General features: G+C 55.6%; 14 protein-coding genes. 6 read left to right on the top strand and 8 right to left on the bottom strand.

What is annotated here, in order from left to right:
* Positions 1-19: 19 nt before the first annotated feature.
* The 6 genes from GGR27_RS14550 to GGR27_RS14525 form a co-directional block, all read right to left on the bottom strand.
* Complete coding sequence (locus tag GGR27_RS14550; RefSeq protein WP_168038589.1) at positions 20-490, bottom strand: GreA/GreB family elongation factor; 471 nt, start codon at positions 488-490, stop codon at positions 20-22.
* A gap of 711 nt (positions 491-1201) precedes the next feature.
* Positions 1202-1651 carry a hypothetical protein gene (locus tag GGR27_RS19865; RefSeq protein WP_209037953.1) on the bottom strand — a complete coding sequence of 150 codons (450 nt, stop codon included), beginning with the start codon at positions 1649-1651 and terminating at the stop codon, positions 1202-1204.
* A gap of 276 nt (positions 1652-1927) precedes the next feature.
* Complete coding sequence (locus GGR27_RS14540; RefSeq protein WP_168038588.1) at positions 1928-2467, bottom strand: hypothetical protein; 540 nt, start codon at positions 2465-2467, stop codon at positions 1928-1930.
* Between the two features lie 744 nt (positions 2468-3211).
* Positions 3212-6040: a DNA polymerase I gene (gene polA, locus GGR27_RS14535; protein WP_168038586.1), complete on the bottom strand. Its 2829-nt coding sequence runs from the start codon at positions 6038-6040 to the stop codon at positions 3212-3214.
* Between the two features lie 328 nt (positions 6041-6368).
* The gene (locus tag GGR27_RS14530; RefSeq protein WP_168038584.1) at positions 6369-7040 is read right to left on the bottom strand and encodes a transposase; all 672 of its coding nucleotides are present in this window, start codon (positions 7038-7040) and stop codon (positions 6369-6371) included.
* A gap of 398 nt (positions 7041-7438) precedes the next feature.
* The gene (locus tag GGR27_RS14525; protein WP_168038582.1) at positions 7439-9694 is read right to left on the bottom strand and encodes a hypothetical protein; all 2256 of its coding nucleotides are present in this window, start codon (positions 9692-9694) and stop codon (positions 7439-7441) included.
* Between the two features lie 541 nt (positions 9695-10235).
* Between GGR27_RS14525 and GGR27_RS14520 the strand changes: the two genes are divergently transcribed.
* The 4 genes from GGR27_RS14520 (at position 10236) to GGR27_RS14505 (ending at position 14200) form a co-directional block, all read left to right on the top strand.
* Positions 10236-11384, top strand: a complete 1149-nt coding sequence (locus GGR27_RS14520; protein ID WP_168038580.1) for a glycosyltransferase — start codon at positions 10236-10238, stop codon at positions 11382-11384.
* Positions 11385-11459: 75 nt separating this feature from the next.
* On the top strand, positions 11460-12071 hold the full coding sequence (locus GGR27_RS14515) for a D-sedoheptulose-7-phosphate isomerase (protein WP_168038578.1): 612 nt from the start codon (positions 11460-11462) through the stop codon (positions 12069-12071).
* Positions 12072-12197: 126 nt separating this feature from the next.
* The gene (locus GGR27_RS14510; protein WP_168038576.1) at positions 12198-13424 is read left to right on the top strand and encodes a class I SAM-dependent rRNA methyltransferase; all 1227 of its coding nucleotides are present in this window, start codon (positions 12198-12200) and stop codon (positions 13422-13424) included.
* A gap of 77 nt (positions 13425-13501) precedes the next feature.
* Entirely contained in the window at positions 13502-14200 is a 699-nt protein-coding gene (locus GGR27_RS14505) for a glycosyltransferase (protein WP_168038574.1), read from the top strand.
* Between the two features lie 49 nt (positions 14201-14249).
* Here GGR27_RS14505 and GGR27_RS14500 read toward each other — a convergent pair whose 3' ends face one another.
* The gene (locus GGR27_RS14500) at positions 14250-15032 is read right to left on the bottom strand and encodes a hypothetical protein (RefSeq protein ID WP_168038572.1); all 783 of its coding nucleotides are present in this window, start codon (positions 15030-15032) and stop codon (positions 14250-14252) included.
* A gap of 232 nt (positions 15033-15264) precedes the next feature.
* Between GGR27_RS14500 and GGR27_RS14495 the strand changes: the two genes are divergently transcribed.
* Positions 15265-16701 carry a D-alanyl-D-alanine carboxypeptidase gene (locus tag GGR27_RS14495; protein ID WP_168038570.1) on the top strand — a complete coding sequence of 479 codons (1437 nt, stop codon included), beginning with the start codon at positions 15265-15267 and terminating at the stop codon, positions 16699-16701.
* A gap of 91 nt (positions 16702-16792) precedes the next feature.
* On the opposite strand, the gene GGR27_RS14490 is transcribed toward GGR27_RS14495, so the two are convergent.
* Positions 16793-19513, bottom strand: a complete 2721-nt coding sequence (locus tag GGR27_RS14490) for a protein-disulfide reductase DsbD family protein (RefSeq protein WP_168038568.1) — start codon at positions 19511-19513, stop codon at positions 16793-16795.
* A 344-nt stretch (positions 19514-19857) separates the two neighbouring features.
* Here GGR27_RS14490 and GGR27_RS14485 point away from each other — a divergent pair, with 344 nt between their 5' ends.
* Positions 19858-20622 carry a tetratricopeptide repeat protein gene (locus GGR27_RS14485; RefSeq protein ID WP_168038566.1) on the top strand — a complete coding sequence of 255 codons (765 nt, stop codon included), beginning with the start codon at positions 19858-19860 and terminating at the stop codon, positions 20620-20622.
* The last annotated feature ends 218 nt before the right edge of the window (positions 20623-20840 follow it).

The following is a 20840-nucleotide window of genomic DNA, read 5'->3' as shown; positions in this document are numbered from 1 at the left end:
CGCAACGGGCGCCAGCCGGTTAAAATGACTTCTTCAATTTAAAGTCGTTACCGTTTACGGTGACGGTGTCGCCATCGTGCTTGCCAAGCAGGGCACGGAACAGGGGGCTTTCGGTCGAAATGCCGATGTACTTCTCCCCCTCGATGGTGAAGGCATCGCTGGCGCAGGCGACGAAGAATTTGCCCTTGTCGGTGTGCACGACGTCCCCCATCTGAATTTCTTCGGTGGGCGTAATCGTGTTGATGCCTTTGAGGAGGTTGATGTCCTGAGCCAGCGCGTCGGCGACGGAAGAGCGAGCGGTGACGCGGTTACGTGCCTGGTCGACCTTGCCGTCCTCAAACATGTTCATGCCGTCTTCGGTCTCTTTCTTGGCTTCCTGGTTGTCCATCCGCTGCATCTTCATGATGTTGTCGAGCGACTCCTGCTTCATCTTCGTGATTTGCTTGACGATGGCGTCCTTGGTGGCTTGTTGCGTTCTGGTGAGTTCCATATTATTGTGTGCTAATGGCATTGGTTAAATAAACGGGTGGAGCGCTTCGATCAGAAATTCTCGACCTTTAGATTGCCCGCGGGCGGTACCCATTTAAACGAATCTATCCCGGGCATGTTTGGCGTCCTATTCCGAATAATATACCGAAATACCGAACATATCCAATTAATACCGGGTTTGTGTAGTGTAGTTCATACGGAACGACGAAGACACAATTTTTAGCGCCACCACCGCGTGGCGTTCTCATATTGCCACAACGACCAATATTTGCCCGGTGAAAACCGAGGTAGTTGTTCCTTGTAGCAATTACCCCCCGAGCGACGGACTATCGCGAGTTTTTTCACCGAGTGAAAAGAATATCTCAAGAATTAATGTCAAGTCTTTTGCTGGGTTTTTGGTTAATGTTCGGGCAGGTCAGTTTATCTGAGCCTGCCTTTTTTGTGTCTGGTAGGCTCGTGTTTTGGTTGTGGCGCGGGCGCGGTCGCAGGTGCGGGGTTATTGCGGGAAGCGCAAGAGAAATTGGCGCAGCGCTATTCAGATTTTTGGACCGACCTAACGATTAGCTGATCTTACGCAGAAGATTTAACCACATAGCACACAGAGATCACAAAGGGTGACGCTTCTTTGTGTTTTCTGTGCCCTTTGTGGCAAGAAAAAAAGATGCTGCGTAAGATCAGTAGATAATTCTACGACCTCACAAACCAACAAACCTCACTTCTGCCGAGCCACCCAGGCTACGTGCTTGGCGACCCGTTCTTCGGCCAGTAACAACTCCTTGGTATTGTATTCCCGAGCCAACGTCTTTTCGTCGGGGATCAGCCGGTGTATTCCCTTGTGGCACTTACGGCAAATACTGATGCGCCGGTGCGTCATCTCCTCCTTCGTGAACCGCTTCTGGAAGAACTTCTTACCGTGCACGGCGCGGGGGATGAGGTGGTGCTCGGTGAGCGGTTGGGTCCGGTGGCAGAGTTCGCATTCGCCGCGCGGGCCGGTCATGCGTTCGGTGTAGTTTTTGCCTTTGCGGGGCATTGTCGGCGGGGGTTTGCTGGGTAACCACGGTATTGATAAAAGGGTGTAGGTGTTGCCGGGTTTAAGTGTTTTGGGGCGGACATAACGGTGGTGGTTAGGTAAGCTGCCGTTCTCGATGGTACGGGAACGCATCGGGTTGCTGATTTAATGGACAGGATTTTCAGCATGAAAGCTAACTAACGAAGTGACCTTGCGTAAACGGGTGCTACCACAGAGCACGAAGTACTGCGAAGCCAAAACATAGCGCCTGCAATACTGCGAGGCAAATCACGAAAGCACCTTTTTCGTGCTAAGAAATCTGCGTAAAATCAGTCATTGAAGTTTAGCAAACTTTCGATCTAACAAGGAAACGATAAAAATTATACTGCGTCCCAGCAATGGTGCAGTGTCTTTGGCAGAGCTTTTCATTCAACCCGCTCTGTTCGGGTCTACCGCGATGGCAATTAGGAATACAACCATCAACACAGTAAATAGCCCGCCCAGCACGAGTCCGGCAATAGCAAATCCTTTACCAGTACGCAACCGCCGGTTACGCCTAAATCTAAGCAGAGCAACAAAACCAAATGCGGAAGCTGAAATGCCCAGAAGTGCCGCAACAATAAGCGCACTGAGTTGAGGCAACAGGATGGCAAATAGTAAAACTGCAAGGATGCCGGCGCCGAAACTTGCCAAAGCAAAATTATCGGCAGGAGCCTTGTCGGTTCCACTTTTTGCGGCACGGCGTTTGGCTCTTTTCATTTTTCCACGGGCAACCGCTAAGCCCAACCGTTCCGTAAACCTCAACTTGCGACCGAGATTAGTCGCTGCGGATTGTGCACTAAAGTCTTTGCTTGAAAACATCTGCGGTGCGGATACTGACGCTACCGGAGGGGTTGCTGCAATGGATAGGGCTGCGTGAGCGGGCGCACTCAACAGTAAGGTGAAGAGTAGCAAGAAAATTTGTCTCATGTTTCAGTTAGGTGTTTACGGAGATATGAATTAGCTAGGTGATTTCTTACTACTAAAATGATACTAAAATTTGGTGTGATCCTTATATCGACTTAAATCTATCAAAAAAAATCAACTTCCTCATCGTTTCTAATTGTTATTATCTCTTTCTTCTCCGCCAAACCACTTAATTTGTTCAATGAGCTTTCTCTTCTTTCCGAGTTGTTCGTAGCTACGTAATGAAAGAAATTTAAATCAAACCTCTCTTTGTAGCCCTTCGGTATACCGGGCCGTGTCTTCCCGAAATACCTAAAAGTTCTTTTGGTTATTCTCCACAAACAGACTACCGTTGGGTAATTCAGGTAAATGATGGTATCCGCCTTTACCAGTCTTACGTCCAAACTGCCACCATAATTTCCATCCATAATCTAACTGGCCTTATTCGCTAGATTCCTAACTACATCGTCCCACGCTAATTTATCCGGTTCCCGCCAACCGCGTTGCCAACAGTGGTGGTCTAAATGCACGACCTCAAGTTTGGCAAAGCCACTCAGCCTTTTTGCAAAAGTTGATTTTCCAGCCCCGCAACACCCGATGATCATTACTCTTTGCGTAGGGACTACGGAGCTAGTTCATTAGATTTAACTTACATAACCCATAAGCTTTCCCCGACGAAAGAACACGTTCGATGTAAAGACCACAGACCACAGACCACAGACCACAGACCACAGACCACAGACCACAGACCACAGACCACAGACCCATTTAATGCGCCTCCAGCCAATTCCCCCCCAAATCAGTCTCCACCACAATCGGCACCGATAAATTAGGAATCGCCTCCCGCATCAACCGCTCGATCATCGGCTTCACCTGGTCCACCTCGGTCTTCGGCGTATCGAATACCAATTCATCGTGCACCTGCAGGATCATTCGCGTCTTAAACTTGCCCTCCCGTAGGGCTTTGTCGATCCGAATCATCGCAATCTTGATCATGTCGGCGGCCGTGCCCTGGATCGGGGTGTTCATCGCCATTCGTTCCGACAGCGCGCGGGACATGGAACTGCGGCTGTTAATGTCACGTAGGGTACGCTTGCGGCCCAGCAGGGTCATCGCGTAGCCTTCTTCCTTCGCTGTTTCGACGGAAGTTTTCATGAACTCTCGCAAACCGGCAAAGCGTTCGTAGTAGTTTTTGATCAGGTCACTAGCTTCCTGGCGGCTAATCTCCAACTCCTGCATCAAGCGCTGACTACCCGCGCCATAAAGAATGGCGAAGTTGATCGTTTTGGCCTGGTTCCGTTGCGTGCGGTCGACTTCCTCGAAGGGAACATCGAAGACGATCGCGGCGGTGGCGGTATGAATGTCGCGGCCTTCGTTGAAGGCATTTACCATTCCTTCATCTCCACTCAAAGCGGCGACCAAACGTAATTCAATCTGTGAATAATCCGACGCTAAAAGTACGTGGTCCTCATCCTGCGGCACAAAGGCTTTACGGATTTCCGCCCCCTCCGGCGTCCGCATCGGGATGTTCTGAAGGTTAGGGTTGGAACTCGACAGGCGGCCCGTCGCGGCGATGGTCTGGTTGAAGCTGGAATGAATCCGGCCGGTTTCGGGGTTAACCAGCAACGGCAGCGCGTCCACGTACGTACCGAGCAGTTTCGACAGGCTGCGGTACTTCAATATCTTCTTGACGATTGGGAACTCAACGGCCACATCCTGCAAAGTAGCTTCGTCGGTTTTGAACTGTCCGGTCTTGGTTTTGCTACCCTTGTAAGGAATTTCCATCCGTCCGAAAAGAATCTCACCGATCTGCTTCGGGGAGCCGATGTTGAACTCGCTACCGGCTTCCGCGTAGATCTCTTTTTCGATGTCTTTCAACTGTGTGGTCAGCACTACGGAGTAGTCCTCCAGGAACTTCGCGTCCAGATTAACCCCGGCCAGTTCGATGTTGACGAGCACGGGAATCAATGGCGCTTCGATGGTATTGTAGAGCTCGACGAGCCCTTCTTCCTCCAGTTCCGGCCATAGCGCATAGTAAAGGCGCATCGTGATGTCGGCGTCTTCACAGGCGTAGTCAACAACCTTGTCGACGGGCACGTCGCGCATCGTCAGTTGCTTCTTACCGGTACCGATCAGCTCCTTGATCGGGATCGGTTTGTAGTTCAGGTATTCCTCGCTGAGCAGGTCCATCGAGTGCCGCTTATCGGGGTGGATGAGGTAGTGCATCACCATCGTATCCAGCAGCGTGCCGCCGACGGGTGCGCCGTAGCGTTCGAGGACGATCATGTCGTACTTCAGGTTTTGCCCTACTTTTTCGGTGTTCGGGTCAGCCAGTAGTGGCGCGAATTCAGCCACGATTGCCTCACATTCCGCGCGGTCTTCCGGCACGGGCACGTAGTACGCCTCCCCGGCGGCCCAACTGAAGCTCATCCCGACCAGCAGCGCCTGCGTCGGGTCGATGCTCGTCGTTTCAGTATCAAAAGCATAAATTTTTTGCTCGCCAAGTTTCTTAATTAGGCCTGCCCGCTCCTCGCTGGTCTCGACTTTGTGGTAATCCTGCTCCGTGTTCTCAAAGTGGTCGTCGGCAATGGCGTGCGCGGCGGGTTTGCTGAACCGTTTTCCGCCTTTTTGCGCGGACGCGGGTGCATTAGAAGTGGGTTGTGCAAAGAGGTCTCCCTGCGAAGAAACCGGTGCGTTCTGCTCCAGGGCCGGGTTCGTATTGAGGATCTCGTTGGCAATCGTCCGGAATTCAAGGTCGCGAAAAATGTCCGTCAGGTGCTCATAGTCGAATTCGTTGATGTGGTACGCCTCGGCACTGAACTGGACGGGGACGTTAACGTCAATCGTCGCCAGTAGCTTACTCAAATCCGCCTGCGCCTTATGCTCGATGAGCCGTTCTCGGTTCTTGCCCTTAATCTCGTCGATGTGCTCGTAAATACCCTCCACACTGCCGTACAGGTTGATGAACTTCGCGGCCGTCTTCGGGCCGATGCCGGGCACGCCGTGGATGTTGTCCACCTTATCACCCATCAAAGCCAGCAGGTCGATTACCTGGATCGGCTCCTGAATATCCCACTTCTTCTTGATCTCCTCCACCCCGAGAATCTCGATGCCGTTGCCCATCCGGCTGGGCTTGTACATGTAGATGTTGTCCTCCACGAGCTGCCCGTAGTCCTTATCCGGCGTGACCATGTACACCTCGTACCCTTCCTTGCTGGCCTGCTTAGCTAGCGTACCGATCACGTCGTCCGCCTCGAAGTTGGGAATGATGATGACGGGAATATTAAACCCCTGCAGAATCTGGTGGATGTACGGAAACGCCACCCCAATGTCCTCCGGCTGCTCCTCCCGCCCGGCTTTATAATCCGCCGCAAGCTCGTTCCGAAATGTCGGCCCGTCCGGATCGAAAACGACGGCCAGGTGGGTAGGGTTTTGATTCTTCATCAAGTCCCACAGCGTACGCGTAAAGCCCATCATCGCACTCGTGTTGATCCCCTTAGAGTTGATCAGCGGTCGATTGATGAAGGCGAAGTGGGCACGGTAAACGAGGGCGTGGCCGTCGAGGAGGAAGAGCTTTTTTTCGGTGGTGTCGGACATTCGCCAAAGGTAAGAAACGATGGGGGTAGGCCGAGGGCCTCCGGCCCGAATGAGACGCGCGTTGATTCCACCTCACGTTACGTTCGGGCCTGGAGGCCCTCAACCTAAGGGGTGATATTTTACTAAGCCGAGGGCCTCCGGCCCGAATGAGACGCGTGCTAGTTCCCCCCCCCTTCCTTTCGTTACATTCGGGCCAGAGGCCCTCGACCTATGGAGAAGCACTATTTTATTAGGCCGAGGGCCTCCGGCCCGAATGAGATGCGTGTTAGTTACCCCTCCCTTCCTCTCGTTATATTCGGGCCAGAGGCCCTCGACCTATGGAGAAGTACTAGAAGCACTCACTCCTGAAAAGTAACTCATATTCAGGGTTCAACCAAGTATTAGGCCAGTCTTCCCACTGTTCAACCAAACCAGCCTTCACCGGATTGTGCAGCACGTACCACACGGCCCGCAAGAACCGTCCCCTACGCACACTCGTGTCAAAGTAATTCGGCGCCCAAAATGCCGTTCCCTTTCTATCCAGTAATTTATTGGCTACCCTCGCGGTATACCCTTTCGCTTTTCGAACTACCGAACTTATCGACACCGCCTCCACGCCCACCGGGCAATCCACGATCAGGTGAACGTGGTTCGACATGATGCATACAACGTACAAGTAGATTTCTTTCCGCTCGTGCAGTAATCGCCAACTGGCGATCACCTCCTCAGCTATTCTGGTATCTTGCAAATGGTATGGTCCGTTTGAATTATTGTGCAGGTAGTTGTCCAGCGCCAGGTGGTGCCTTTGGTGGATGGCTTGTTTTTCCCTGCGCAACCAATCTCCCGAAATCTTTGGTGGACGAAGCAGTGCGTTGGCTACGGCTCGTTCTATTTTCAGTGCCCTAGATTTATTCAGGTATTCCAACTGTTTTACGGGTACGCTGCCCGCTAATCGGTAGGCTATGTGAACGGCGGTGTTGATGTCGAAGTGAGGTAGCTTCGCGTTTTGGGAACGTGGCATTTGTCCGTAGTTCTTTAATTAAAAAAGTTATTAGGCCGAGGGCCTCCGGCCCGAACGTAACATAAAATTACCCAACACACGCTTCATTCGGGCCTGGAGGCTCTCGACCTAGGGCGGCGGTATTCTACTAGGCCGAGGGCCTCCGGCCCGAACGTAACGTAGGGCTGACTAACGCGTGTTGCATTCGGGCCTGGAGGCCCTCGGCCTAAGGGGGCAATATTTCATTAGGTTGAGGGCCTCTGGCCCGAACGTAACGACGGCATAACCAGCGCGCACTGCTTTCGGGCCTGGAGGCCCTCGACCTAGGGGGCATGTTTATTAGGCCGAGGGCCTCTGGGCCGAACGTAACGACGGCATGACCAACGCGCGTTGCATCCGGGCCAAACCCAGCACCCGCGTTAGCGCCCCAAAATCCGAACCACCTCGTCTAGCTTAGATTTCATCTCATCCGAATCCAACGCACGCAGCACCTGCACCCGCTCCCGCTCCGTCATGTGGAACGATACCGAAGTCCGCAATGGGTCGTCCAGCGCCGGTTGATAATTGAAGCGGTGGAGATGAAAAAAGTCGGGGCCGATGATTTCCGTCAGTTGCCCCAGAATGGCTTCCTGGTCGAGGATCTGAACCCCGAGAATATTACCCGCCACGCCAACGGGACTGAATAGAGATTCCACCACGCCACGCCGCCCACCCTCGTCCGCCGCCGGCTCGTTCTCCCGAAAGGCACTAATCTGGACGACGTGGACGCCAGAAGTATTCTCCCGGATCCAATCCTGAAATACCGTCAAAAACCGCGCGGCGGAAACGATGCCGTAATTATCCCGGTAGCCGGCGTCCATCAAACGCACTGCGGGCACGGTCGGCAGGCGGACCAACGGTAGCACGTAGGGGTAAGTCGCGTTCATGCGCAGGGCCGTAAGGAAGCTCAGGTTGTCGGCGTCCTGACCCGCGAGCAGCCACCGGAAATCGACCATGTCTGGCTCCAAATCGACCTCGCCCCGCATGGCCAGTGGCGGCGCGCTCATGTAGGAAACACCCTGCGGGGAAATGACCATCCGCCGGCCATCATCTACCACGCTCGGCGTGATGAACATGAGTGGAATTTGCGCTAATCGTTCCGGCTCCCGGTAGGCGGCGAGCGGCTTTTCGAGGAGGCCGCCCGTATTGAGGTTGAGTTCTCGTTCGAAGCCGTAGGCCCGGTCGCGGCGGTAGGGGCGGCCCATAACGTCGACCCTGGCGAAGGGAAGGAATAAGTCGTTGCTGACGATGGAAAAGGCGATGGGGTTGAGCAAGTCGCGGCTGATTCGGTCGATCCGGTCGGCTTCCCGTTCGCGGAAATCAGGATCGCTCAGGTAAGCTTCCCGCAGGGCCGCCAGCCCGATCTGGCCGCCGGAAGCACCGGTCATGAGGGCCGTGCCGCGCAGGAAAGCGCCCTCGCTACAGCGGTCGAGCGTCTGGGCGACGTGGGTCGTCCAGAGCGCCGCCGTCAGCCCCCCGCCGGAGGCACACACGACGATGAAGGGCGGCTTGGCATCGGGTTGGTTGGCTTTCCAGTTGTTCAGGATTTCCGTAGTGGCCGCGATGTCGTCCGTCAGCTTTTGGCTGCCGTAAAGACCGTTAATGCGGGCGAGGGAATACGCGGCCGGCGGGGCGTCGTAGTCGAGCCCGTAAGCTTGGTTATCGATGGCTAACCACGCACTGCTCGTGAGGGCATTAACGCCGACGGCGAACAGAATTAGCAGCGTCACCCGCCACTCCGAAAACCAGTAGCTGATGGCCCCGATGATGGAGACGACCAGGCTGAAAAGGATCAGAAAACTAGCGCCGGCGGGAATTTGAAACACGGGCCGGTCGATCAGGATGCCGAGGACGGCCAGCAGCACGATCGTCCCAACCTGCAATAGCAGGGCGTTCGTGTGATTCTGCCGAAAGATGCCCTGCAGCAGCGAACTTTCGTAGTGGGCTACGGAGCGGACGAGCTTCGACTTAAGCTTCTCGTTGACGTACGTTTCGACCCGGTAGGGGTTGTCGTAGAGACCGCTGAGTTTCGGGCCGAGGCCGCGGGTGCGGTAGGGGCGACGGCCCGCGGTGCTTTTGTACGTGCGGGACGGGCCCATGTTCGGCGGCGGGTCGCGGAATTTGGGCCGGTAGTAGCTGATGTCGCGGTTCGTGAGATTGAAGTACAGGGCGTAAATAAAAAGGCTGATGGTGAGCCCCAACAACAGGCCGGTCAGTGCCTCCCCGAGCGCCAGATAATTATTTTCGAGGCGAAAAAAACGGCCGATTTGAAGGCAATAAAGCAGCAAAATCCCCAGCGGCAGCAGCGCGTTGTTGATGCAGAACTTGAAGAAGGGCCGCGAAAGACTCGCCAGAAAGTTAAAGTAGCCACCCAGAAGTAAGTAGGTACTTAAATTCCAACTCATAACGAAGTAACCGTAGGCCAGGCCGATGATCAGGAAAGACCAAAAGCCCGTCACGTTGAGGTACTCCGGGTCGAGAAAGAGGTACTGCAAACCGAGGTTTCGACCCAGGTAACCGGACATCATCAGTACGAACAGCGCCCACACCAGCAGCAGCATAAAGTGCCGCCGCGCGTGCAGCAGCAGGAGCTGAACGGGGAAGGAGCGGAGGAAGCTGCGCGGGGAGGCTTGCATTGGGCTAAGGTAACGTAGATAGTATCGCTGCATGGAAGAGGGAGGAAAGAGTATAGATCGTGCTGCGCACTTGAGGAGAATAGTGTAAGGACGGCTGCGGCGGCGGGCTCCGACGTCCTTATTCTTTAATCTTACCTCTTTGTTCCCTAGGAAAGAGTATAGATCGTGCTGCGCACTTGAGGAGTATAGAATAAGGACGGTTGCGGCGGCAGGCTCCGACGTCCTTATTCTTTAATCTTACCTCTTTATTCCTTAGGAAAGAGTATAGATCATGCTGCGCACTTGAGGAGAATAGTGTAAGGACGGCTGCGGCGGTAAGCTCCCACGTCCTTTCTCTTTGTTCTTTCCTCTATACTCCGCTTCAAAGAATATAGATCGTGCTTCGCACTTGAGGAGAATAGAGTAAAGACGGCTGTAGTGGTAAGCTCCCACATCCTTACTCTTTGTTCTTTCCTCTTTATTCTCCCTTTAAACCGACCTTAGCCCCAGCTTCATCGACCCGTGCCCCCAGGTGTTCATTAAAAACCACGAGCCTAACAATATGAAAATCGCCCTCCTCGGACCCGCAAACCCCTACCGGGGTGGCCTCGCTGCCTTCAACGAGCGCCTCGCCGTGGAGCTGGCGAAGGAGCATGCGGTGACGATTTTCACGTTTACGTTGCAGTATCCGGATTTTTTGTTTCCCGGGAAAAGCCAGTTTACCGACGCGCCACCGCCGCCGGACGTGCGCATCGAACGAACGCTGAGTTCCATAAATCCGGTTAGCTGGGTACGAACGGGGCGGGCGATTAAGCGGGGTGGGTTTGACTTGTTGCTGATTGGTTACTGGCTTCCCTTCATGGGGCCGGCTTTCGGGACGGTTGCGCGGGTAGCCGGCGTGCCGACAATTGCGGTGGTGCACAACATCATCCCGCACGAGCGCCGGGTGGGGGACCGGCAGTTGTCCCGGTACTTCGCGGCTTCGTGTGCGGCTTTTATCTCGCTGACGGATTCGGTACACGACGACCTGCGGGCGTTTGTTGAGAATAAGCCATCGATCATTTCTCCACACCCCATCTACGATCACTTCGGTACTTGCCCGGGCCCCGCCCCGATAGCTATCGGTGCGCAGAAAAACCTGGGCCTTTCTGCGAATACTGAATACATACTTTTCTTCGGTCTAGTCCGCGAATACAAGGGGCTAGACCTGCTGCTGCACGCCATGGCCGACGAACGCCTCAAAAAACGGGGCACGAAACTACTCGTCGCCGGCGAATTTTACGGTGGCCGCGCGGAGACGGATGCGCTGATCGAAGAACTAGGAATTGGCGACCAAATATTACTCTACGATCGCTTCATCCCCGACGATCGGGTCAAGGATTTCTTCTGCGCCGCCGAGCTACTCGTCCAGCCCTACCGCCGCGCGACCCAGTCCGGCGTAACCCCGGTGGCCTACCATTTCGAACTCCCCATGGTCGTCACCAACGTCGGTGGCCTGCCCGCCATGTGCCCGGACGGCGTCGTCGGCTACGTCGTCGAACCCACCCCCGCCGCGATTGCCGACGGTATCGTCAAGTACCTCACCGAAACAGATCGAGCGGCAATGAGGGAGAATATTAAAACCGAAAAGCTAAAATACGAATGGGCCGGAATGGTAGAGAATGTCTTGGGTCTGTGGTCTAAAGTCTCCAAGTCACAGACTAAAGACTAAAGACTAAAGACCACAGACCTTAGACCCCAGACCCCAGACCCCAGACCCCAGACCAGCTACCCTTACCTTCCCCCCATGAACAAAGCCGCCGCCACCATTCGGCACAATCTCCAAACCGCCATCGATCTCCGGCAGCAATTGCTGGACGACGAGGAGTTCATTAATAAGGTCACCGCCATTACCCAGGCCATCGTCACTTGCTACCGTAACGGCGGCAAAGTATTCTTCTGCGGCAACGGTGGTTCGGCGGCGGACGCTCAGCACTTAGCTGCGGAGCTATCCGGCCGTTATTATTACGACCGGCCGCCGCTGTTCGCCGAAGCGCTGCACGTCAATACGAGCTACATTACGGCCGTCGCAAATGATTATTCCTTCGAGGAAATTTACTCGCGCTGGGTGACGGCCATTGGGCAAAAGGGCGATGTGCTGTTCGCGCTGTCCACTTCCGGAAACAGCGCCAACATCGTCCGGGCCGTGAAAAAAGCGAACGAAAACGGGATGGTTACCGTTGGGTTGACCGGCGCGAGTGGGGGCGAAATGGGGAGGCTTTGTGATCACCATTTGGCGATTCCTTCTACCGATACGCCGCGGATTCAAGAGTGCCACATGCTTTTTGGGCACGGTATTTGTGAGGTGGTGGAGCGTAGTTTGTTTCCTCGGCCTCCGGCAGTTTCCGGAGGAAGTTGAGGAAGTAAAAAGAAGAAGGGAGGAGGAAACAACTATTCGGGAGTATTTTTTCTCCTCCCATACTCCCCTCCACGTCCTCCGGAAACCCGCTCCGACTCAGTCGGCCCCGGAGGCAAAACCCAGAAAATGAAAAAAACCTCTCGCTTACCAGTAACCCTAACCGCCCCCGGCGAAAGAGCCCTCCGCGCCGGCCACCCATGGCTCTTCGACGGCGCCATCCGCTCCGTAAAGGGCGAAGGCAAAGCGGGCGACCTGGCCGTGGTCTTCAGTGTCAAAAAAAATAAATGCATTGGCGTGGGCCTGTACGACCCGGGCTCGCCCATCCGCATCCGGGTGCTGCACGGCGGCGGGCCGGCGACGGTAAACGAAGACTTTTTTCGGAAGAAATTGGCGGCGGCAAAAGAATTACGCACGCCACTGCTGGCCACGGATACGACCGGTTACCGCCTCGTGCACGGGGAAAATGACGGCCTACCGGGCTTGGTGGTGGACGTTTACGCGGGCGTATGCGTGCTCAAACTATACTCCGCCGCCTGGCTGCCTTGGTTGGATACGTTGCTGCCGCTGATTCTCGAGGTGGCCGGCTCCGAAACGCTCGTGCTGCGATTAGCGCGCGTGGTCGAGAACGCCGCGCGGGCCAGCACGGCGGGTGCCGGGTTGACGGACGGAGCCGTGTTAAGCGGGCATCTACCCGAGGAAGAACTCATCTTCCGCGAGCACGGCCGGCAGTTCTACGCCAACGTCGTCCGGGGCCACAAGACCGGCTTTTTTCTCGACCACCGGGACAACCGGAAGCATATTGGAGAACTCGCGGAGGGCAAAGAAGTGCTCGACGTATTTTCTTACGCGGGTGGTTTCAGCGTTCACGCCCTGGCCGGTGGCGCTACTGGGGTAACTAGCCTCGACGTCAGCGGCCCCGCACTGGAACAAGCTAGTCGGAACGTGCAACTGAATTTTGGGGGCGACCCCGCCGTCGCCGGCCGCCACCAAAATATGGAAGCGGATGCTTTCGACGGACTGGCGGAATTAGCCGAAAGCGAAAAAACCTACGATTTGGTGATCGTGGATCCCCCGAGCTTTGCCAAATCAGAAAAGGAAATCCCGGGCGCACTGGCCGCTTATCGGAAGATCAACCGGCTGGCCGTGCCGCTCGTCGCGCCGGGCGGTGTGCTCGTCGCGGCTTCCTGTTCGGCGCGGGTGACGGCGGAAGATTTCTTCAAGGTGATCGCCGTGGCGTTACAAGTTTCCGGGCGGAAGCACAAGTTACTGGACAAGACATTTCACGACGTGGACCACCCCGTTGGCTTTCCGGAAGGTGCTTACCTCAAGACGGTTTATTACCGGATTTACTGACGCTTAGTTCGGTACGGGCAAACCAGCCCGGCCTCGATTCCGTACCTTGCTGACCTACTGCTTCACGACTTTTCCCCATGAATTTACACGTCATCACGCCCGTCATCAACGAGGCGGATAATCTGCGCGTCCTGCTCCCTTTTCTCGTTTCCGAACTCGCCGGCCGTGGGTCCATTACCATCGCTGACGGCGGAAGTACGGACGAAACCGCCTCCGTCATCGCCGCCAACCCTGGCGTCCGTCACCTGCTGTGCGATCGGTGCGGTCGAGCAACACAGATGAACGAGGCGGCGCGCAATCACGTACCGGAGGCCGACGTCGTCTATTTCGTGCACGCGGACACGACCCCGCCCAAGGGTTTCTACAACGACATCCAAAGCAGTGTGAAGGCGGGCAACGACGTGGGGTGCTACCGCTTTAAGTTCGATACGTTTCACCCGCTGTTATCTATTAACGCCTTTTGTACGCGCTTCAAGGGCCTGGCTTGCCGGGGCGGCGATCAGTCGCTGTTCCTCACCCACCGGGCGTTCGACGAGCTTGGTGGCTTCCGCGACATGAAAATCATGGAAGACTACGACATCATCCAGCGGACCTGGGCGAGCGATTTTAATTTCCACGTCATGCCGCGCAACATTCTGGTGTCGGCCCGCAAATACCGCGTCAACGGTTGGTACCGCGTGCAGATGGCCAACCTGAAAGTATTTCGCATGTACAAAGCCGGTGCGCCGCAGGAGGCGATGGTGAGTACTTATAAGCAGATGTTGGACCCTTGGTAGATAGGTTTTTGTGCTAAAGTTTTTTTAGGAAAGCGCGCAGTGAATAACGCTAATCAACGTATGGTTCCAAGCCCAATTCGTCGAAATCAGTGATGATACCCAATGGCACGGGGCTTTGGTTAATTCTAGTCCATTCTTCACTCAACTCCTCGTCCTCTTCACTCTCGGCCAGTTCGTTGATATTCGTTAGCGTTTTGATGCGTCCCGTAAGAAAGTTGGCGCTGATAATTCTCTCCATGACGGGCCCACGGTGTTCGTGTCTATCGTAGCCAATTCTGGCGAAGGTGCCATCTTGGTAACGGAAGGTGTGCCACCAGTAACCGTAACGACCGTGGCGGTAAATGATGGATAGCTTTTGATCTTCTATTTCAAGGTCTAGCTCAGGCGCATAGTAGGCGCCACCTTCTTCGTTCTCAGAAGAAAAGCAGGCTTGATTCATCATTTTCAATTCCAGATAATCATTATTGCTAAGAAAAATCATGATGCCGCGGCGATTGCGGTCTACGATTTCGCCAAAAGTGTTTTCTTTCCATTCATCAGCGCTGGTGCCCTTGATGATGAGTGCCTCGTCCGGAATGCCATCACTATTTAGGTCGCCCGTGGTAGAAAAGAAGAGTCGGTAACCTGCGGGTATTTGATCGGAGAGCTCGTTGCTCGCCTGCATTGTGGATGATGCGACACCGGAAGTGGTGGCGGACAGAGCTGACTCTTTATCAGAGGTTCTGATGCTCGTCGCGGCAGTATTGGTCAGGGTTGAATCTTTTTCGGAGGTCGACCGACCGGCGCAGGAGACAAATATAATTGGGAGCAGTAAGACAATTAGATAGTTCACGTGTCCCTAAAGGTAGTAGTCGCAACTGATTAATGGGAGACCTATAATTTTATCCCAATAGTAAATGTATCATCCACACCCGAGCGGGTAGCGGGGCCCGCTCGGGTGTGGATTATCTTCAGGATTATGCTACTTCCAGATCAAAAATTCTGAGTGGTTACGTCAGAACGGGTCAGTCGATTTTACTTTGCTGGGCTTACATTTGTCCAACAGTTCTCTCAGTATAATCGACATGCATTCAGCCAACCATCACCTTCATTTCCTGCTATTTCTAAGTTTATTCCTTGCGCTGTCGCGGGTGCAGGGTCAGGGGGATGGCCGTGCGGGTTTGAGTACTTCCGAGCGGGAAAAACTGTCCCGACTAGTGGACCAGAATACCGTCTTCGAGCAAGGGATTTCGGGCTTCAGCCTCTACGATGTTTCTACTAGTGCCCGGCTGTACGACTACAACGCCGACCGGCTTTTCGTGCCCGCCAGCAACGTTAAGCTGTTTACTTTTTACGTAGCCAACCGGGTGCTGGGCAACCGGGCCCCGGCGGTCTTCTACCAGAATTACCTCGATCACCTGGAACTTTGGGGGACGGGTTATCCACTCACCCTTCATCCCCAGTTTCTGGCCGACGATTTACTCACCCCGTGGCTGCGTCAAAAAGGCATTGCTCCCAACACCAACGTACTTGGCACCAGCGGCCGCGCCCCCCTTGGTGAAACCCCGAAACCCATCATCATCCACTACCCCACCGGCCAGGACCAGCTCCCCCGCTACGGTGCCGGCTGGAGCTGGGATGATTACAACGGCGGTTACGTTTTCGAGCGCTCCACTTTTCCTATGTTTGGCAACCGGCTCTACGTCGAACAGCAAGAATCCGAAGTGCCGGGTGTCCCTTTCGTCTACAGCTCGCCGCCGAATGCCCTGTCCCAAATTACGCAGGACGCCGACCAACGCCCCCGCACCTGGCGGCGTGAGTTCGATAACGGTTTCGTCGTTCGCCCCGGCTACCTACCGAACAGCTACCCCCTCCAGCGGTCCCTGACCTTGTCCCCCGTCTGGATGGTTAGCGAACTTAACGCCGCCCTCCCCGGCCTCAACGCCAGCCCCGGCTACCAACCCTACCCGCCGCGTGCCGACCTGAATACCTTCGAAGTTACCCTACCCGACACCGTCTACCGCCGCTTCCTGCAGAACAGCGACAACTACCTCGCCGAGCAGCTTCTCCTCCTCGCCGCCGCCCAACGCTACGGCGTGCCCGACGAAGAACGGATTATCGATTACGCCCGGGATACGCTCTTCCCCGCCCTCGGCATCAGTGATTTTCGCTGGGTGGACGGGAGTGGCCTGAGTCGCTATAACCTCGTCACGCCCCGCCAACTTACCCGCATCGTTATGGCACTGGACCAGGAGGTCGGCCGGGAGCGACTGCTCGACCTGCTTCCCTCCGGCGGTGGGGACAACGGGACGTTGAAAAGAAGATTCGACGGGGCCAGCGAGCCTTACGTGTGGGCGAAAACGGGGTCGCTCAGTGGCGTGGCCTGCATCAGTGGATTGGTGAAAACGAAGCGGGGGCGGTGGCTGGCGTTCAGCTTTATGCACAATAATTTTGTGCAATCTAGTTTGCGGTACTATATCGAGATGGAAAAGGTTTTGGGGTGGTGTTATGAGGAGCTGTAGCCAAGGTTGAGGGCATCCTGCCCGAACGCACGTGCGGTAGCGAACGTGAAGAGCTACCGCCGTTACGTTCGGGCAGGATGCCCTCAACCTATTATTTGGATAAGCCCCGGTAAGTACTCAAACCACACTTCAAAAAATTCTCGTAGTCGTCCACGTCCGGCGTGTAGGCCACGGGGGCGTTGAGTGTTTTCCCGTCCGGGCTGACCAGTACGTAATAAGGTTGGCTGGAACGGGCGAAAACGGTCTGCTGGAAATAGTGCCATTTTTCACCGACCTGGTCGATGAGTTTGGTGCGGCCGGTGCCGTCGAGCCGGTCGACTTCCACGTGCTCGGCGGCGGGGAGGTCGGAGCGGTCGTCGGTGTAGAGGCTGACGATGACGTATTCGTCCGTGAGGTAGCGGTTGATCCGGTCATCCGTCCAGACGTTCTCCTCCATTTTGCGGCAGTTCACGCAGGTGTAGCCGGTGAAGTCCAACATCACGGGCTTGTCAACCTCCTGCGCGTAGGCGAGGCCTTCGGCGAGGGATTTGAAGGGCAGCAGGTTGCGGCCAGCGTCGCAGTCGGCAAAGAAGTTATAGCAGACCGGCGGGGCGATACCGCTCAGGAGGTTCCGTGTCTTATAGGTACCCGTGTCGTCGGCGGTGGTCAGGCCGACCACGAGGTAAGCCCCGAAGGCGAGCATGGATGCGCCAACGATGGCCCCGATGACACCGATTTTCCGCTGCTTGCCGTCCAGGGGGAAACTGATGAGTTTGAAGAGATAAGCCGCAATACCTAACGCACACAAAATCCAGACGATCAAAAAAGGCTCGATCTTTAGTAAATTCCATTCTCCCACCAAGTCGGCGTTGGAAAGGAACTTAAATGCCAACGCCACCTCCACGAAACCGAGCACGACCTTGACGCTGTTCAGCCAGCCACCGCTCTTCGGGAGGTTATTGAGAAACCCGGGGAAGGCGGCGAACAGGGCGAACGGCAGACCGAGCGCCACGCCGAAACCAGCCATCCCCGCCGTTAACGGCCAGGCACCGCCGGATACGGACTGTACCAGCAGGCTACCCAAAATGGGCCCCGTACAAGAAAAACTTACCAGCGCTAACGTCAGCGCCATGAAAAAGATACCGGCCACGCCACCTGACCCTTCGGCCCTGCTCGCGCGGTTACTCCAGCTCTCGGGCAAGGTCAACTCGTAGAAGCCGAAAAAGCTACCGGCAAAAAAGAGGAAGACCACGAAGAAGACGATATTCAACGAAACGCTACTGGCGATGTCATTGAGTAAACTCGGGTCGAGCCCCTGCACGAGGTGGAAGGGTGCGCTGAGCAGTACGTAGATCAGGAAAATGAAAAATCCGTAGAGCGCCGCTTTTTGGATACCCTGCGCTTTCGTCCCACCACTTTTGGTGAAGAAGCTGACCGTCAGCGGAATCATCGGAAAAATGCACGGCATCAGGAGGGCAAAAAGGCCCCCGAGAAAGCCCAGCCCGAAAACGTTCAGGAGACTCTTATTCTCGGTCGCGGCTTCCCCGACGCTGCACGCCCCGATGGGTTCCGGGTTGAAGGCTACACCGATACCGAGACCGGCCGTGATGGCTTTGCCATTATCCCCTACACCCGCCCCGACCAAGTCGGGATCTTCTGTCCCACCCGCAATACCGTCAATGCTGGCTATAAGGGTAGCGCCTAGCGCGAGGGAGAAGGGAACCTCTTTGGGGGGAAAGCAGACCTCGTCGTCGCAAGTCTGGTAGTACACGTAACCGGTGATATCCGTCGCGTCCGCCGCGTTAACGCGTTGCTCGTAAACGACCTGGCCACCGTTAATTTTGATCACCTCCGCGTCCCAGGCTTTGTCGAACGCCTTCTTACGCGTGGCGCTCGTTTCGGTAATCGGGCCGAGCGTTTTAACGCCCGCATCGGTGGCTACGAAGAACTCCGTCGGGTTGGGGCCGACGTCCGGGTCGACGTCCTTGCCGTAGGTCGTCCACCCGGCAAGCAATCGACCGGTCATGCGGACTAAATACACATCAGGCGCAACATTTTCGGCTTCGAACGTCCAACCAATCGGGTCCGTCTTGGTGGCAGTGGGGCCGGCGGCGCGGTAGGTGACGGGGGTGAAATCAGGTTTTTCTTCTTGCGCGGTCCCGCTAGCTATCGGGAATGCAGGATTCCTGGGGGAAGGAACCGCTGAAGTAGGCATGGCCGCCGCGACGCCATTATTTGTCCGCTCATTCGGTTTGGTGCCGCGGATGGGGCGGGTGCCGTCGGGGCTGGTGGTATCGGGTTGCGTGGACTTGGGAGCGACTGGGGGTGTGGTGACCGGCTCAGCGTTAGGTGCGAGAGCATCACGGGTTGGTGCGGCCGGAGCTACTTCAAAAACAAACTCTTCTTCCGTCGGTGGCAAACACTGCTCGTCGTCGCAACACATGTACTCGACCAGCACGCTGATGGGCGTAGTGTAATCAAGCACGCGGACTTTCTGAATAAACTGCACCGGCTCGTCGCTCAGGAACTTAATGACGCGGACACCGAACATCTCGTCGAGGTCATCCTTCTTGTGGCCTTCTTCCACCAATTTTCCGATCAGCTGATAGCTATCCGACGCCCGCCAGGTAAAGGAGGTCGGGATCGGCCCGTCGTCCGGCGTGTAAACGCTGTAAATCGACCAGCCTTCTTCGGCGGTGGCCGTGGTGATGAGGTTAAACTCGTCGCCCGCTACGTACTCCACGCTGGTTTCCCAACCGATCGGGCTGGCGAACTGGGCCGCCGCGGGAAGAGAAGAAAGGAGAAGAAAAAAAGCTAGAATTCTGAAAGGCATAAGGGTCGCTTGAGGGGAGGGCGCGCACGAACGGCACGGCCGGTAAAGGGCAACAAGGCGAACGCGCGGATGGATGCGTCACACTGGCGGTCGGATACAGCACGTAGCTGAATATTACAAACGTAGTGAACTTGGTATCCGGTTGTTGTAACGGGATGTTAACCCGCTGGTTACTAGGCCTGGGCCACCTTCACGGTGGGCAGAAATAGTGAGGATGAAAACCAAAGAACGTCAAGAAATTAACGCCCCAAAGATCCCCCTACCGATATACTGCCCAGTTGTTTATCTTTGCGCTCCATTTTCGCGCTCCGCCGCTCCCGGCCCCGGCGTTAAAACCATGTGTTATGGCAAAGAAGAACAATATTGGCCGCCGCCCTTCCGGCACCCCCGCCACTGGTCGTCGGAACGCGACCAAGACCAATACGGCTGGCTCCGAAATCGACGGTGACGATGAGTTGGTGAACGTCGTTGAAGTGCGCGACCAGGGCCTCGATTTTTTCGAGCGCAACCGCAACCTGATCGTCGGTACCGTTTTGGCGATCGTGGCGGTCGTCGTTGGCATCGTGATCTACCAAACCTTCATCAAGGCCCCGGCCGAAAAGAACGCAGCCGCATACTTGCAGCAGGCGCAATCCGCGTTCGAGCGCGATAGTTTTTCCATCGCGCTGGAAGGTGACGCCCTCGGCAACTATGGTTTCCTCGACATCATCGACGACTTCGGCAGCACCAAGGCTGGTAATCTTTCTCAGTACTACGCCGCCGTCTCCTACCTCAACCTCGGTAAGTTCGAAGCCGCCAAGGAATGGGCGACCCGTTTCGATGCGGACGGTGCCCTCCTCCCCGCCATGAAAGCCGGTATCATTGGCGACGCGGAGAGCGAACTTGGTAACAACGCCGCCGCCATCAGTAATTATAATGATGCCGTCGACGCCGCGGGCGAGAACTACGTTACCGCCGGTTACTACCTCAACAAACTCGGTCAGCTTTACCAAAAAGAAGGGCAGAACGATGAGGCCCTCGCAGCTTTCCGCCGCCTGAAGCAGGATTACGGCCGTAGCCCGATGGCCGGTGAGGCTGATAAGTACATTGTGATGCTGGAGGGGGAGTAACTGATTTCCGCCACGGTTTTGGAAGCCCGGAATGACGCTTAAGTCATTCCGGGCTTTTCGTTTTAGCTGGCGATCTTCTGATCACGTAATTAATAGAAAACGGCTGGTCACGCAGCTCAAATCTTGTCGATTTTGACCCGTCCAGCACCCGCGCCGGTAGCTACGACCTTTCCTTCGTGCTCGTCCGCGAAACTCTCTTTAAGGAGATTTGGGCGCTG

The organism is Neolewinella antarctica, assembly GCF_011927835.1.
Taxonomy (GTDB): domain Bacteria; phylum Bacteroidota; class Bacteroidia; order Chitinophagales; family Saprospiraceae; genus Neolewinella; species Neolewinella antarctica.
The sequence above is the reverse complement of the archived record's forward strand: the minus strand, read 5'-3'. Positions and strand labels throughout refer to the sequence as shown.